General features: G+C 61.1%; 14 protein-coding genes and 1 pseudogene. 4 read left to right on the top strand and 11 right to left on the bottom strand.

What is annotated here, in order from left to right; genetic code table 11:
• Positions 1 to 4 precede the first annotated feature (4 nt).
• The 6 genes from CUJ91_RS05420 to CUJ91_RS05395 all read right to left on the bottom strand — a co-directional run bounded on the left by CUJ91_RS05420 (position 5) and on the right by CUJ91_RS05395 (position 5,913).
• Positions 5 to 883, bottom strand: a complete 879-nt coding sequence (locus CUJ91_RS05420) for a nitrilase-related carbon-nitrogen hydrolase (RefSeq protein ID WP_006048301.1) — start codon at positions 881 to 883, stop codon at positions 5 to 7.
• A gap of 35 nt (positions 884 to 918) precedes the next feature.
• On the bottom strand, positions 919 to 1,815 hold the full coding sequence (locus CUJ91_RS05415; RefSeq protein ID WP_006048302.1) for a glycine betaine ABC transporter substrate-binding protein: 897 nt from the start codon (positions 1,813 to 1,815) through the stop codon (positions 919 to 921).
• A gap of 35 nt (positions 1,816 to 1,850) precedes the next feature.
• Complete coding sequence (locus CUJ91_RS05410; RefSeq protein WP_371026874.1) at positions 1,851 to 2,588, bottom strand: ABC transporter permease; 738 nt, start codon at positions 2,586 to 2,588, stop codon at positions 1,851 to 1,853.
• Positions 2,585 to 3,703, bottom strand: coding sequence for an ABC transporter ATP-binding protein (locus tag CUJ91_RS05405; protein WP_114155986.1), 1,119 nt, complete (start codon positions 3,701 to 3,703; stop codon positions 2,585 to 2,587). Before CUJ91_RS05405 ends, CUJ91_RS05410 begins: the two co-directional genes overlap by 4 nt.
• A gap of 2 nt (positions 3,704 to 3,705) precedes the next feature.
• A complete protein-coding gene (locus tag CUJ91_RS05400) occupies positions 3,706 to 4,431 on the bottom strand; it encodes an ABC transporter permease (protein WP_114156687.1) in 726 nt (241 codons plus the stop codon).
• Positions 4,432 to 4,746: 315 nt separating this feature from the next.
• Entirely contained in the window at positions 4,747 to 5,913 is a 1,167-nt protein-coding gene (locus CUJ91_RS05395) for an MFS transporter (protein WP_244230973.1), read from the bottom strand.
• Positions 5,914 to 6,454: 541 nt separating this feature from the next.
• Between CUJ91_RS05395 and CUJ91_RS05390 the strand changes: the two genes are divergently transcribed.
• Positions 6,455 to 7,222 (top strand): transposase, encoded by a 768-nt coding sequence (locus CUJ91_RS05390; RefSeq protein ID WP_035570241.1) that lies wholly within the window; start codon positions 6,455 to 6,457, stop codon positions 7,220 to 7,222.
• Positions 7,223 to 7,279: 57 nt separating this feature from the next.
• Here CUJ91_RS05390 and CUJ91_RS05385 read toward each other — a convergent pair whose 3' ends face one another.
• From CUJ91_RS05385 to pdxR, 5 genes and pseudogenes are all read right to left on the bottom strand, one after another.
• Positions 7,280 to 7,567, bottom strand: a complete 288-nt coding sequence (locus tag CUJ91_RS05385; RefSeq protein WP_107710216.1) for a DUF1330 domain-containing protein — start codon at positions 7,565 to 7,567, stop codon at positions 7,280 to 7,282.
• A gap of 323 nt (positions 7,568 to 7,890) precedes the next feature.
• Positions 7,891 to 8,881 (bottom strand): annotated as a pseudogene (locus CUJ91_RS05375) (nitrilase-related carbon-nitrogen hydrolase).
• A gap of 67 nt (positions 8,882 to 8,948) precedes the next feature.
• Positions 8,949 to 9,260: a DMT family transporter gene (locus CUJ91_RS05370; protein WP_006048754.1), complete on the bottom strand. Its 312-nt coding sequence runs from the start codon at positions 9,258 to 9,260 to the stop codon at positions 8,949 to 8,951.
• A 30-nt stretch (positions 9,261 to 9,290) separates the two neighbouring features.
• Positions 9,291 to 9,749, bottom strand: coding sequence for a carboxymuconolactone decarboxylase family protein (locus CUJ91_RS05365; protein ID WP_006048753.1), 459 nt, complete (start codon positions 9,747 to 9,749; stop codon positions 9,291 to 9,293).
• Positions 9,750 to 9,866: 117 nt separating this feature from the next.
• Complete coding sequence (gene pdxR, locus CUJ91_RS05360) at positions 9,867 to 11,288, bottom strand: MocR-like pyridoxine biosynthesis transcription factor PdxR (RefSeq protein ID WP_114155985.1); 1,422 nt, start codon at positions 11,286 to 11,288, stop codon at positions 9,867 to 9,869.
• Between the two features lie 270 nt (positions 11,289 to 11,558).
• Between pdxR and CUJ91_RS05355 the strand changes: the two genes are divergently transcribed.
• From CUJ91_RS05355 to CUJ91_RS05345, 3 genes are all read left to right on the top strand, one after another.
• Positions 11,559 to 12,197: an FMN-dependent NADH-azoreductase gene (locus CUJ91_RS05355; RefSeq protein WP_114155984.1), complete on the top strand. Its 639-nt coding sequence runs from the start codon at positions 11,559 to 11,561 to the stop codon at positions 12,195 to 12,197.
• A complete protein-coding gene (locus CUJ91_RS05350; protein ID WP_114155983.1) occupies positions 12,175 to 12,807 on the top strand; it encodes an LOG family protein in 633 nt (210 codons plus the stop codon). The genes CUJ91_RS05355 and CUJ91_RS05350 overlap by 23 nt, the downstream gene beginning before the upstream one ends.
• A gap of 246 nt (positions 12,808 to 13,053) precedes the next feature.
• Positions 13,054 to 13,794: an ABC transporter substrate-binding protein gene (locus tag CUJ91_RS05345; RefSeq protein WP_114155982.1), complete on the top strand. Its 741-nt coding sequence runs from the start codon at positions 13,054 to 13,056 to the stop codon at positions 13,792 to 13,794.
• The last annotated feature ends 33 nt before the right edge of the window (positions 13,795 to 13,827 follow it).

The following is a 13,827-nucleotide window of genomic DNA, read 5'->3' as shown; positions in this document are numbered from 1 at the left end:
CGCTTCAGGTATTGACAGGTGAATGAGCCGCGCGGATGCCCCGCGCCGCATAGACGCGTGCATCGCGCACGGTCGGCAGCAGGAAGCGCGCTTCGCGCAGCGCCGCATAGTCGAGTTCGCCGACCACCAGTTCTTCGTCGGTCGTCGAGCCCATCGCGACCGTGTTGCCGAACGGATCGAGAATGCGCGAGCCGCCCCAGAAACGCAGCATGCCTTCGGTGCCGATGCGATTCGCCATGACCACCGCGACCCCGTACGTGACCGCATAGAAGCGCAGGTTCAGTTCCCACGCGGACGGATTGTCGAAGCCGCCGCCCACCGCTTCGCGCGCGGAACTGATCGGCGCGGCGAGCAGCGTGACGCCGTCGCACATCAGGTCGTGAACGAGCGCGGGGTTCCACAGGTCGTTGCAGATCGGCGTGGCGACGCGCCAGTCGCGGTCGATGCCGAACGCGCCGAGATCCGCTCCCGGCGCGTAATAAAGGCCATCGCGCAGCTTGCCGTAGGTCGCCAGTTGAATCTTGCGATGCACGTGCACGATTGCGCCTTCCGTCACGCTCGCCTGGCTGTTGTAGAACTGGCCACCAGGCGCTTCTTCGATAAAACCAAACGACGTATGGAGACCAACGCTCGCTTGCGCAAGCGCCGCAATGGCCGGGTGATCGACACGCATTGCAAGCTGCAGCGCGTCCTTGCCCGCGCTATGGCCGCATAGGGACAATTCCGGAAAGAGCAGCATCGCGACGCCGCGCCGGCGCGCTTCGTCGATCATGCTCAGATGCTTGCCGAGGTTGGTGTCGAGATCGCCATACGAACTGTCGATCTGCGCGGCCGCGACTTTTAGCGCGCCGTCTCGCGGCGCTTCGGGGGAAGGCGAAGGCATGTTCTCGTCTCTCTGATCTGATCGGGTCGCGTGCGTTACAGCAGACCGGCTTGCTTCAGGAAATCATGCGAGACTTCGCTGAACGATTTCTTCTGCACGTCGACGGATGCGTTCAGGCGCGCCATCGTCGGTGCGTCGAGTTTTGCGGACAGCGAGTTGAGGATCGGCCCGAGCTTCGGATTGGCGTCGAGCGTCGCCTTGCGGATCACCGGCGTGAGCGCGTAGGACGGAAAGAAGCCCTTGTCGTCCTTCAGAATGACGAAGTTGAATGCGGGCACGCGGCCATCGGTCGCGAAGACGAGCGCGATATCCACCTGACGATCCTTCAGCGCCTGATACGTGAGGCCGGAGTCCATCCGCTTGACCTCGTCCTGCGAAAATTCGAAGCCGTACAGCTTTTGCAGCGGACGCAACCCGTCGGGGCGCGCATAGAACTCCGAATTGGACGCGAAGGTCAGCGTCTTGCCTGCTTTAATCGCCCTTGCAAGATCGCTCAGGGTCGCGATGCCCAGCTTCTTCGCTTCGTCCTGATTCATCGCGAACGAGTACGTGTTGTTCGCACGCGAAGGGTCGAGCCATACCAGGCCCTTGCCTGCATCGAGTTCCTTGACCTTCCTGTAGGTGTCTTCCGGCGACAGGCGGTCATTGATCTTGTTGTACGTGATGAGCGACGTGCCCGTGTATTCCCAGTACACGTCGACCTGTCCATTCTCTTGCGCCGAGCGCAGCACCGCGCTGCCCAGGCCATCCTTCTTCGTGACGGTGAAGCCTTTTGCCTGCAGTAGCTCCGTGGTCATTTCGGCGAGCAGTTGCTGCTCGGTGAAGTTCTTGCCGCCGACCACCACGCTGGCCGCCGCGCAACTGATGGCCCACGAGGACGCAAAAGAGAGAGCGACGAGCGCGCAGGCCCGCTTGAAAAAAGTAGTCTTCATGATTTCCTCGGAAAACGCGTATGCGTGGGATGGAACTAGCGTTGGGAAGCGACGCCTCGCGACACGAGATGCACCTGCATCTGTCCGACGAGCACGTCTGTGAGAACCGCGAGGACCGCGGTTGGAATAGCGCCCGCCAGCAGCATCGAAAAGTCGTTCATGTCGATGCCGGTAAAGATCAGTTCACCGAGCCCGCCGCCGCCGACGAGAAACGCGAGCGGCGCGGTGCCGACGGTAATGGCGAGCGCGGTGCGAATGCCCGCGAAGATCACGTACAGCGCATTGGGCAATTCCACCTGCCATAGAACCTGCGCAGGCGTCATGCCCATGCCGGTGGCCGCTTCGATCAGCGCACGCGGAACCGCGCGCAGACCTTCGAGCGTGTTGAGCACGATGGGCAGCAACGTCGCCACCCACAGCGCGAAGATGGACGGCCATCGTCCAATGCCGAGCACGCTCATGGCGAGCGCGAGCAGCGCGAGTTTGGGCACGGCCTGCCCCATGTTCAGCGTCTGCATCAGCGCCTGAGCGACGCGAGCCTGTTTGCCCGACTCGCGGCTCAGATAGATGCCGAGCGGCACTGCGACGACGATCGCGAGGCTGCCCGCGATGGCGACCATCGTCATCTGCGCGATGGACTGGTAGACGATATCGCTGCGATATTGCGCGATCGACGCGAGCCAGTTGTGCCAGTTCTCCGCGCGGGCCTGCAGCGGCGCAGCGCACGCGAAGAGGACTGCGCAGCGTGAAAGCAGTGTTCTCATGTTTTTCATGCGCAGACCTCCGCGGGCAAACGCAACATGTCGACGATATGCGCCTGGTTCACGTAACCGACGAAGCGGCCCTCGTCGTCGACGGTGGGCAGCCATGCTTGTCCGAGCGCGAACATCGACGAAATCACGCTGCGCAGATCGTCGCAATCGCGCGCCACGCCGCGCATGGGTCTGGCATGCGCCGCCGTCAGCGTGCCGTCTATTGCCGCGAGTTCCGCCGCGCCGAAATACCCTTGCGGCTTGCCTGCGGCATCGAGCAACACGATCTGCTCGACGCCGTGCCGCTCGAGCAGCGCCCGCGCTTGCACGCTGCTGTCGCCTACCCGCGCGGCGCACTCGCAGGCGGACAAAGCGTCTTTTGCGCGCACGAGGCGCAGGCGCTTCAATGCCCGGTCCGCGCCGACGAAGCCGGCGACGAACGGGCTCGCGGGCCTCGCGAGAATCGTGTCCGGCGTATCGAACTGTTCGAGCCGGCCTGCGCGAAAGATCGCGATGCGGTCGGCCATCTTCACGGCTTCGTCGATGTCGTGGCTCACGAACATGATCGTCTTCTTGACCTGCTGCTGGATGCGCAGAAACTCGTCCTGGATCAGCTCCCGATTGATCGGGTCGATCGCGCCGAACGGTTCGTCCATCAGCATGACGGGCGGATCGGTTGCCAGTGCGCGCGCGACGCCGACGCGCTGCTGCTGCCCGCCGGACAGATCCTTCGGATAGCGCGACAAATAGATCGACGGATCGAGTGCGACGATCTCCAGCAATTCGGCCGCGCGGCGCTTCGCTTTCGTCTTGTCCCAGCCGAGCAGACGCGGCACCACGCTGATGTTTTCCTCGACCGTCATGTTGGGAAAGAGCCCGATCTGCTGGATCACATAGCCGATCTGACGGCGCAATTCGACGACTTCGAACTCGTCCGTATCGCGGCCGTCGATGAAAATCTTTCCCGACGTCGGCTGGATCAGACGGTTGATCATTTTCAGCGTGGTCGTCTTGCCGCAGCCCGACGGGCCGAGCAAAACGCAGATTTCACCCGCGCCGACTTCCATGTCGATGCCGTCGACCACCGGGGCGCTGGCGCCTTCATAGCGCTTCGAGATGCTGGAGAGCTTGATCATGGTTATTGCGCGTGATGAGGAGATTTACGGAACGACGCCCACGCGCCGAGACGCACTGCAAGCCTGCCGGTACGCGACGGGCTGCGAAGGCCCTTCGGCGTCAACAGGCGCTGCACCCAGCCGAGGCCATAGTCGGCGGCGATCGCCAGAACGCTCACGAGAATCGCGCCGGCAATCAGCTGACGCGGGTCCGACTGCGAGATGCCGCGACTGATCAGCTTGCCGAGGCCGCCCGCGCCGATATAGGCGGCGACGGCGGCAATGCCCACATTGATCACCACGGCCATGCGCATGCCCGCCATGATGATGGGCAGCGCAATCGGGATCTCGACTTTCCACAGACGCTGGCGCGTGGTCATGCCGATGCCGCGCGCCGCTTCGCGCAGCGCCGGATCGATGTTAGTGATCGCCGTGTACGTGTTGCGCACGATCGGCAGTTGCGAATAAAGGAAGAGCGCGATGACCGTCGGCAGAAAGCCGATGCCCTGGCCGATCAACGACAGGACCGGAATCATCAGACCGAATAGCGCGACTGACGGAATAGTCATCAGGATCGCCGCGAGGTACAACACCACTCTCGCGGCGCGCTCATTGGCCGTGATCGCGATGCCGAGCGGCACGCCGGTGAGGATGGCAAAACCGACGCCCACCCCGACGATCTCGATGTGCTCAACGGTGAGCCTGATGATCGACGCAAGGTTGTCGATCATGAAAGCAAGGGTATCCACGTTGTCTCCGTTCCGCTGTTGCGTGTCCGTGTGCTTCGCCACCGGGCAAAGATATCCGGACAAAACCCGGAACCCTTCATCTGCATTCGACGTCGTTTGTCACGGAAGCGACATCGCGATTGAGCCGTGGTGCGTTTCCCTTGCGGCACGGGGAACGGGCTATGCATCGCTAAGGGTTATCCCCGTCCTTTAAGCGACAGGTCGGTGCGGTGACTGAATCAGGAAGAAGCGAGAAGAGGCGCTGGCGGCGGGCAAATCGGCGGGCAACTAAGCGCATGGTTGGCGAGGTCGCCCATGACCAGGCGCGGCTTTGCGTTACCTTCCCTGCTGGCGCCAGACGCTGCGCAGCGTGAACGTGGCAAGCGCGCCTGTGACGAGCGCGGTGAACAGATAAAGCCCCGCCGGACCCGCGAGCGCCATCGTCGCGGAAGCGAGAGTCGGGCCGGCGCTCGCGCCGACGGAGAAGATCAGCAGAAGGCCGGCGCTCACGGCGATGCGCTGATCGGCGGGAATGCAGTCGTTCACATACGAGGTCACGACGCCGTACATGGAAAAAGCCACCGCGACATAGAGGTAGCCGAAGGCCCGGACCAGAGCGCCGTCGCGCAGCAGAAACAACAGCACGCTCAGCAATCCGGCGATGACCGCGAGACACAACAACACCTTGCGCCGATCGAAGCGGTCGGCGAGCCGTGCGACGGGCCATTGCGGCACCAGCGCGGCCAGCAGCGCGAAGCCCATGAAATGCGACACCTCCGGCACCGGATAGCCGAGGCGCCGCATGAACACCGGCTGCATCGTATAGAACGCGCTATTGAGCACACCCGCCGACAGGCACGCGAGCACGCCGAGCGGCGCCCAACGGTAGATGGTCTGCAGCCCCGACAGTCCGCGCGCGAGGCGAGAGCCGCAGGACGCAGCGGCCGCCTCGAGCGCGTGGCCGGGTGCGGGCGCGGTGCCTGCCAGCGCGACGGGAATCAGGGACGCCGCGAACAACGCGGCGACCGCGCTGAAGAGTTCGAAGCCGCCGGGGTCCGCGAGTCCGATCAGGAACTGTCCGGTGCCGACGCCGAGATAATTGGTGATCAGATAAGCCGAAAATACGCGGCCGCGTTGAGCGTTCGTCGCGACCTGATGCAACCAGCTTTCGACGATCGTAAAGATGCCGACGAGACAGAAGCCCGTTACGAAGCGCAAGGCCACCCACATCGAGGCCGCGCTCCACACCGCATAGCCGAGCGCGCAGCATGCCGACGACGCAGCCAATGTCACGAATGCGCGGTGATGACCGACCCGCGCGATGAGCGCGCCACCGTACAGCGCGCCGAACAGGAAGCCGACGTAATACGCCGACTGCACCACGCCCATCACGATCGACGGCGCCTGCTGCTGCGAGAGGCGCAGCGAGATGAGCGTGCCCAGCAGGCCGTTGCCGGTGATGAGAATCGCGTAGCCGAGAAGCAGGACCGCGGTGGAGCGCAAGCTTCCAAAGGCCGGCTCGCGTGACTCGACAGCGGCAGCGAGGGGCGCGGCCCTTTCTCCGCAATCGGCGAGCGGTAGCAAGTCCGTTAAAGAGGACGTGCCCGTTGGTTGACACACAGCCGGTTCCGGTGCCTGTTTCATTCGTGCTGAGTCTCGTTCGTCCTGCGCGGCACCGTTTAGCGACGTTGGGGCTTTCGAGTTCCGAATGTAGCGGTCCGCCGCCTCGCCGGCATATCGCGAATGCGACGTCGGTTAGCAGCATAACGACATTATGTTTTGCGCTTCATCGCGCTGCGCGCCTTCGGGTCCAAACACCGGAGCGTCAAGCGGTGTGAAACGCGGCGCCGCTCTTCCGCGGTGGCACAAAAGGGACACCGGCTGCGATCGGCAAATCAATGAAAAGAGGCCGGAAAAAAGGCCTGTTCGCCACGTAACGCGCGCACACCGCCGATAGAATTTCGTCCTATAGGCAGTTACACACCGCCACACGTTCGACTCCGGTCGGATCGCTTTTTCACATCGGATTTCCGGTTAATTCAGCATGACACGGCTTGCACGGCACTACGTCCCAGAACAACCGCAGCACGTTATCTTGCAGGGGTTCACGGGGCACGCGTTTTTGGATGAAGGCGACTATCTGTACTTCATCGCCTGCCTCGCAGACGCAGCGCGCGTCGCCGGTCTGGCCGTCCACGCGTGGGTCCTGATGCCCGACGCGGTACAGCTGCTCGTCACGCCTTCCTATGAGTCGAGCCTGGCGATGGCGATGCAAGCGGTCAGCCGCCGCTATGCCGAGACCTTCAACCGACGCCACGGACGCCGCGGCATGATCTGGCGTGGCGGGTACTCGGCGACAGTGATCGAGCCCGAGCGATACTTTCTGCTCGCGAGCCACGTCATCGATCATGCGCCGGTGCGCAACCGCCTTGCGGCTGAGCCAGGACAATACCCGTGGTCGAGCTATGCGCACCACGTCGGGCTGCGCATCGACAGGTTCATCAAGGAGCATCCGGTCTACCGGGCGCTCGGCGATACGCCGATCGAGCGCCACGAGGCTTACCGCAATCTGGCCGCGCAGCGTCTTGACGATCACGACGTCGATAACCTGATGCAGTCGACCCTCGAAGGCTGGGTGCTCGGCGGCGCCGCGTACTGCGAATGGGCGGCGCAGACCGCGAATCGGCGTTTGATGCCGCTGTTGCTACGCGACCGGCAGCCGAAGGTGCGCGCGACGCGCGCCGTCGCGCATCGGACGAATGAAAAGAAACATGAGCGAGGAACGAACGTCGAACTATCGCAGCCAACGTGAGGCTGCGATTGTGGTGATCGCCCGCTGAGGTCCACGACCCCGCGTCGCCGCCCTTTTTTACACGCCTTCCACTAGAACGGCGCGATACTTGGCGCCCTTGAATCGATGCTGTGCGACTTCCTGATACGCAGGGCTGTCGTACCACGCCCGCGCGGTCTCAGTCGACGGAAACTCGACAATCACGACGCCCTCCGGCGCGTCACCCTCGAGGACCTGCTGAGGTCCGTATGCGGCGAGAATCTTCACAGGATGACCTTTGAAGGTCTCGCCCACCTTGCTTTGGTAGATGTCGAGCTCGTCCTGAGCCTGCGTGCTTTCCCTCGTGAAGACAATATAAGTCGTCATGGCTACGCTCCTGAGCGTGGAATAGAGGCGGATACGATGATGCCATGAAATTGTGGCGGGGCTCGGGGGGTGGTGGGGGTGGTGGGGGTGGTGGCGGTGGTGGTGGTTGGGGTGGAGGGATGCCGGGGGTTCGTAGACGGGTGGTCGTGAGGCGGTAGGAGGTGAGGCGTTATACGATGTCTGTGTTGGCGGCGGACGCATATCGACCCATACGGGACAATCGCACCGACGTTCCGATACGTCCGCTATTGAAGAAGCAGCGGACGTCCAATGTGTTGCGCCGGGCTTGAACTGCACGTGTCGAGTCGATCCTAACAGGCACGTTAGCGATCAATCTCAGTAATGCCTGTATGCTCGGTGCGGATACTCTCACTCTCGGCATGCTTGCCACGTTCGTGCATATGGGCGGTCGGCGTGCGATCGATCAATAAGCTAAGCAACTCAGGCCGGCTGTAGTGACCGCGAGAATCCATCTTCCGCTTCCGCTCGATTATCGAAGAGAAATCCAGGTTTGCGATCACTTCGCCTTCACCCGAGCGCAGCGGCTCTGCAAGCAGACCTCCGTCCGGCCCGACAATTGCGCTAAAACAGCCGCCGGAAATCGGACCGATAGGGCAATCTGTATCCTTCATGAGCTGGGCCTGTTGCTCCGCATCGAGCCAGGCGGTCGCATTGACCACAAAACAACCCGATTCGAGCGCGTGCTGACGGATATTGATTTCCATCTGCTCGGCGAACGTTGCGCCCCCAAACGATCCGGGGTACATCGCCGAATGAATCTGCTCTCCTTCGACCATCAACGCGTAGCGCGCGAGAGGCAGATAGTGCTCCCAGCATGCCAGTTGCCCAATGCGACCGACTGCGCTGTCCACGGCTACCAGTCCTGATCCGTCTCCTTGTCCCCAGACAATCCGTTCGTGGTAGGTCGGCGTCAATTTGCGCCGACGCTGGAGCAGCGTGCCGTCGGCATCGAACAGGAGTTGGGTGTTGTACACCGTGCCGCCATCGCGCTCGTTGATTCCGATCGAAACGACCATGCCCGCCTGACGACACGCGTCGCCGAGCATCTCGGTCACCGTCGAGGGGACAGTGACGGACTCTTCGATGAGACGCACGTGTTCGGCACCGAGCCTGGAGGGAGCCTGGACGAACGAAAAATAGGGATAGTAGGGAACGATAGCTTCGGGGAAGGTCGCGTACTGGACGCCCTTGCTGCCAAGCTCCAGAATCTTGCGCACGACCTTCTCAACCGTGCCGGTCCGCGCTGTATAGGACGGGACTGATCTGTACTGCCGCTGCTTTTACAAGCGTCATGAGACATCTGCCTTAAGAGTTGATCCGGTTTCAGTCAGGTCGGCGGTCGCGGCTCCATCGAACGGGTTCATGCAAACTTGAGTCCGATCACGCCACTGAGAATCAGCAGAATGAAGAACACCCGCAACGGTGCGGCCGAATCTCCGAGCAAAGCGATACCAAGAATTGCCGTACCCGCCGCCCCGATTCCGGTCCACACGGCGTAGCCGGTCCCGACCGGGACCGTACGAAGCGCCACGGAGAGCAGAACGACGCTCGACAGCCCCGTCGCAACCGTAAGCAGCCCGGGCGTAAGTCGCGTGAAGCCGACTGAAGCCTTCATCGCAAAGGCAAACGCAATCTCAAGCAAGCCCGCCAGGCCAAGTAGTAGCCATGCCATCAGTGAAAACTCCGTACGAGATGTGCGATGTCAGGCTTTGGCGCTAGCCGCGGCCGGAACGGTGCGGAAGGCGATCCCCAGCCGATTGAAGGCGTTCATCAGGCCGATCGCATAGGTGAGATCGGCAAGTTCCTTATCATCGAATTCCGCTGCCGCCGCTTGATACGCGGCATCGGGAATGTGCGTTTCGGCCACACGCGTGACCGTTTCCGCCCAGGCGATTGCTGCTTTCTCGCGCGTGTTGAACAGCGTACCGGCGTCGTGCCAGACTGGCAGAAGGGTGAGCTTCTCGTCCGATACTCCGAGCTTCCTCAGATCTCGTGTGTGCATATCGATGCAGAAGGCGCATCCATTGATCTGCGAGACGCGCAGATACACGAGGTTGATCAGGTCCGTTGCAAGGCCGCATTTCTGCAGTATCGAATGCACTTCGCCGAACGCCCGATACGCTTGCGGCGATGCCTTGGTGTAGTTGATGCGTTGAATCATGAAATACCTCTCTGATTGATCGTTAGGGAGGCCTCATCTTGTCGCATCTTGGTTCAGTCCAAAAGGACCATAAACTTGCATTTGAGCTGTGCCATGACCGCGCAGGAGTTCAATGGATTACATCAGCGACAGGATGCGCTTGCCGAGTTGCGCCGCAGTTGCCTCGCTGTCGACGTTAGTAAAGCCGATGAGCAGTGCCGATCCCGCTTTCCGTCCCTCGCCCCAATCTGAAAGTGCTTCCGCGTAGAGGCCGTTTTCGCTCATACTTGCAACGAGCCGTCGGTCCGACCGACGACCACGCAAACGCAGGATCAGATGCATGCCGCCAGGCTGGGCATCGATGTCTACATAATCGCCCAATTCGCTTTCCAGACCTGCAACCGTCGCATCGCGTCGTTCGGCATAGAGCCTCCGCATTCGCTGGATATGCCGTGCAAAGTGTCCCTCTCTCATGAACGACGTCACCGTCGCCTGAACGAGATGCGACGTGCCTGTGCCAAGCGTATGAACGACCTGCTCGAAGCGTTCGGTGAGTGCGTCGGGGACCACGAGATATGCGAGTCGAAGGCTCGGCATGAGCACCTTACTGAAAGTGCCTGCATAAAGGACTCTTCCCTTTGCGTCCAGACTTTTCAGCGCGGGCAAAGGCCGGCTGACATAGCGATATTCGCCATCGTAATCATCTTCGATGACCCATCCCTTGTTTTGCGCAGCCCATTCCAGCAAAGCGATGCGGCGGGGCAAAGACAGTGTCACGCATAAAGGGCTTTGATGGGCCGGAGTTACGATCGCCGCCCGCGCGCGCGGTGCGAGTTCAATGCCGCAGGCAACATCTATCCCTTCATTGTCGACAGGAATGGGGACACCCTTCAGACTGAGCATGCCCATCAATTGCCGGGTCGGCGGGTATCCCGGGTTTTCGTACCATACCTGATCGCCTGCGTTCAAAAGCGCGCGAGAGATCAGTTCGATCGAGTGACGATAGCCCGATGTCACGAATACCTGCGTTGGGGCACACATGATTCCGCGGGAAACCTGAAGGTATGCCGCGATTGCCACGCGTAGCTCGCCTAACCCACATACCGGCGGGTGAACCATATCGAACGTTTGCATTGCGCGAATACGGTTTGCGCCGAGCCGCGCCCAGATCTTTCGGGGAAACGCGTCAAGTGCGGGCAAGCCCATCTGCAGAGGCAGGATGGAGTCCGGTCGGAAGCTGGGCGCTTCTAGCGAGGCCGTTAACTTCGGCTGCACTTCGCGTCTCGGAATTCGCGCTCGGAGGCCTGGCGTGACGATAGTTCCCGCCTGCCCTTGCGCGACGACATACCCTTCGGCAGCCAATAGCTCATAGGCGCTATTCACTGTGCCCCGCGCGAGACCGAGATCGGTCATCAGGGCACGCGCGGAAGGTATTCGATCGCCGGGCTTGAGCGTGCCATCGGCGATGACCGCCACAAAACGCTCATAGACCTGGCGATAGAGCGGAATCGTTGAGGTGGGATCGAGTGGCGAAACAATGGATGCTTTCAATTTGACCACGAGCGGTCGCCTCTGCTGAAGAGTTGAACGAACGCCTGCCGACAGGGCTCACGCCGCACGCAGCCATGGCGCTTTGGTCTGCCGCTCCAGTATTGTCCGCTATTCATTTCGATGTCCTCGCGATGGTCTACACGAGAACTCAATTCTTGGCCCTGTTAGTTGATCCATCGCGTCTTTACAGTAGTGCCATGCGATACGCTTGCCAAGCGATCTAGGCGCATCAGGAAAGCGTCACCGCTGCCTTGAAACCGATCTTCCGAGTACCAATAGATGAACATTTTGCACCTCACATTCAGTTCCCGGGGAGAGTTGTCCGAGAGTCGAAAGCTTTCGAAAAAAATCGTCGACATACTTGTTCGACTGAATCCCAATGCCGAGTTGATCGCACGGGGGCTCGGCGATGGAACACTACCGCACATCGACGCTGAGTATGCGTCCATGCAGCATTCAAACGATGCAGGCCAACCCGGGACGGGGTCGTCTGCGAGGTCCGACCAATTGATCGCGGAGCTTGAGCGAGCAGATGTAATTGTCATAGGAACGCCCATGCACAACCTCAGTGCGCCTTCCTCTCTTAAGGCGTGGATCGACCATGTCGTTCGCGCACGAAGGACGTTCACCATGACGTCCGCGGGTAAGAAGGGAATGCTGCACGATCGACCGGTTTATATCGCAGTTGCGTCTGGCGGACGTTTCTCCGGAGCGAATGCCCATCAGCCAGACTTCCTGACGTCATACTTGAAGACCATTCTGGCGTCGATTGGACTTTGCGACGTCCGTTTCTTCACAATCGAGGGGACGGGAGGACGCGCGGAGTCGGTGGAAGTCAGCCAACGCATTGCCAATCAGGAGCTCACGCGTCATTTCAACTCTCTCGGACTTAAGCATGCCTGCGAAAACCTTGACTGAGATGCCGGCGCGCGCAATTAACGCCATCGCCGTGTTTTGTGGCTCAAACTTTGGTGCTTCAGAACAATATCTTCAAGATGCGCGCAAGCTCGGCTTGGCTCTCGCATGTGCGGGCATAACGGTAGTGTATGGCGGCACGACCAAAGGCCTGATGGGCGCCGTAGCCGACGCGGCTTTATCGGCGGGAGGCCAGGTGCACGGCGTCATCACCGAAAGCCTGCATCGGCGCGGCCATTCGCATTTGAGACTGGCTCATTGCGAGGTCGCTGCGACGCTAAGAGCGCGAAAGGCGCGAATGGTCGAGCTTGCCGACGCCTTCATTGCACTCCCCGGAGGTATCGGAACGATCGAGGAAGTCATGGAAGTGTGGACAATGAACCAGTTGCAGGAAATCGACAAACCGTTGGGCTTGTTGAACACAGCGGAGTTCTTCACGCCCTTCATCGCATTCATCGATCATATGATCGAGCAAAGATTCTTGCCCTCAGCACATCGCGACTCCATCGCTATTCATTGTGAAGCGAGTAGATTGATCGACTCGTTACATCGGCATCCGGGCATCACCGTGCCCAAATGGTTGGAGCCCATGAGACCGTCAGGAGCATCATGAAAATTGGACAGCTGCTTACGAGCGTGGAAGAGACACTCGCCGGGCTAGTAAGGAGCGAACTGTAAGACCGCTTCTGGCCGATCTCAGCCTAAGACGTCAACCCACCTGACCCTCTTCCAACAATCACCCGCCAACCTTCGTCCGACAGCGACTACAGTGCCCAAAAACAAACAGTACGATATTGTGCTGATGTAGTTCAAACCGAACGACTTCACGCCGGCGCTCATCTTCCCGCGAGACAACACCATGATCCTCACCCAACCTGTCATTTCCGCATTCACCCCGACCGGCAAACTACGCGCGTCGATCAACCTAGGCAATCCGATCCTCGCCAACAAGGACCCGCAAACCGGCGAGCCGTTCGGCGTTTCCGTCGATCTCGCGCGAGCGTTCGCGAGGCAGCTCGGCGTCGAGCTCGAACTGGTGGTGTTCGACGCCGCGGGCAAATCGGTGCAGGCCGTCAGCGAAGAGCGCGCCGACTTCGGCTTTTTCGCCGTCGATCCGTTGCGTGGCGAGACCATCGCATTCACGGCGCCGTATGTGCTGATCGAAGGCTTCTATCTGGTGCGCGACGACTCGCCTGTGCGGACCAACGCGGACGTCGATCAGCCGCATAACCGCGTCGCGGTCGGCAAAGGCAGCGCTTACGATCTCTTTCTCACGCGAGAGTTGAAGGCCGCGCAAATCGTTCGCGCGCCGACGTCGCCGACGGTCGTGCAAACGTTCCTCGAACAGGGGCTGGAAGTCGCCGCGGGCGTGAAGCAGCAACTTGAAGCCGATGCGCGAGCCGCTTCCGGCCTGCGCCTGCTCGACGAGCGCTTCATGGTGATTCAACAGGCGATGGGCACGCCGAAAAGCCGCGGCGAAGCGGCCGCATCCGCGCTGCGCAGCTTCGTCGAGGAAATGAAAGCGTCCGGGTTCGTCGCCGAAGCACTGGCGCGACATGGGATTGCGGGAGCATCGGTCGCGCCGGCATCGTTGGACTGATCGATAAGTCCGCGCGTCGCGTGGTCGAGCCAC

Origin of the sequence: Paraburkholderia graminis, assembly GCF_003330785.1 — a bacterium.
Classification (GTDB): Bacteria; Pseudomonadota; Gammaproteobacteria; order Burkholderiales; family Burkholderiaceae; genus Paraburkholderia; species Paraburkholderia graminis.
This window is presented reverse-complemented; position numbering and strand designations above follow the sequence as displayed.

What these genes read in the sequence shown, in the direction of transcription:
- CUJ91_RS05385 (WP_107710216.1), bottom strand. Translation starts at nt 7,567, where the DNA reads ATGACGACTTATATTGTCTTCACGAGGGAAAGCACGCAGGCTCAGGAC.
- CUJ91_RS05365 (WP_006048753.1), bottom strand. Translation starts at nt 9,749, where the DNA reads ATGATTCAACGCATCAACTACACCAAGGCATCGCCGCAAGCGTATCGG.
- CUJ91_RS05420 (WP_006048301.1), bottom strand. Translation starts at nt 883, where the DNA reads ATGCCTTCGCCTTCCCCCGAAGCGCCGCGAGACGGCGCGCTAAAAGTC.
- CUJ91_RS05350 (WP_114155983.1), top strand. Translation starts at nt 12,175, where the DNA reads ATGCCTGCGAAAACCTTGACTGAGATGCCGGCGCGCGCAATTAACGCC.
- CUJ91_RS05345 (WP_114155982.1), top strand. Translation starts at nt 13,054, where the DNA reads ATGATCCTCACCCAACCTGTCATTTCCGCATTCACCCCGACCGGCAAA.
- CUJ91_RS05405 (WP_114155986.1), bottom strand. Translation starts at nt 3,703, where the DNA reads ATGATCAAGCTCTCCAGCATCTCGAAGCGCTATGAAGGCGCCAGCGCC.
- CUJ91_RS05390 (WP_035570241.1), top strand. Translation starts at nt 6,455, where the DNA reads ATGACACGGCTTGCACGGCACTACGTCCCAGAACAACCGCAGCACGTT.
- CUJ91_RS05355 (WP_114155984.1), top strand. Translation starts at nt 11,559, where the DNA reads ATGAACATTTTGCACCTCACATTCAGTTCCCGGGGAGAGTTGTCCGAG.
- CUJ91_RS05410 (WP_371026874.1), bottom strand. Translation starts at nt 2,588, where the DNA reads ATGAAAAACATGAGAACACTGCTTTCACGCTGCGCAGTCCTCTTCGCG.
- CUJ91_RS05415 (WP_006048302.1), bottom strand. Translation starts at nt 1,815, where the DNA reads ATGAAGACTACTTTTTTCAAGCGGGCCTGCGCGCTCGTCGCTCTCTCT.
- CUJ91_RS05370 (WP_006048754.1), bottom strand. Translation starts at nt 9,260, where the DNA reads ATGGCATGGCTACTACTTGGCCTGGCGGGCTTGCTTGAGATTGCGTTT.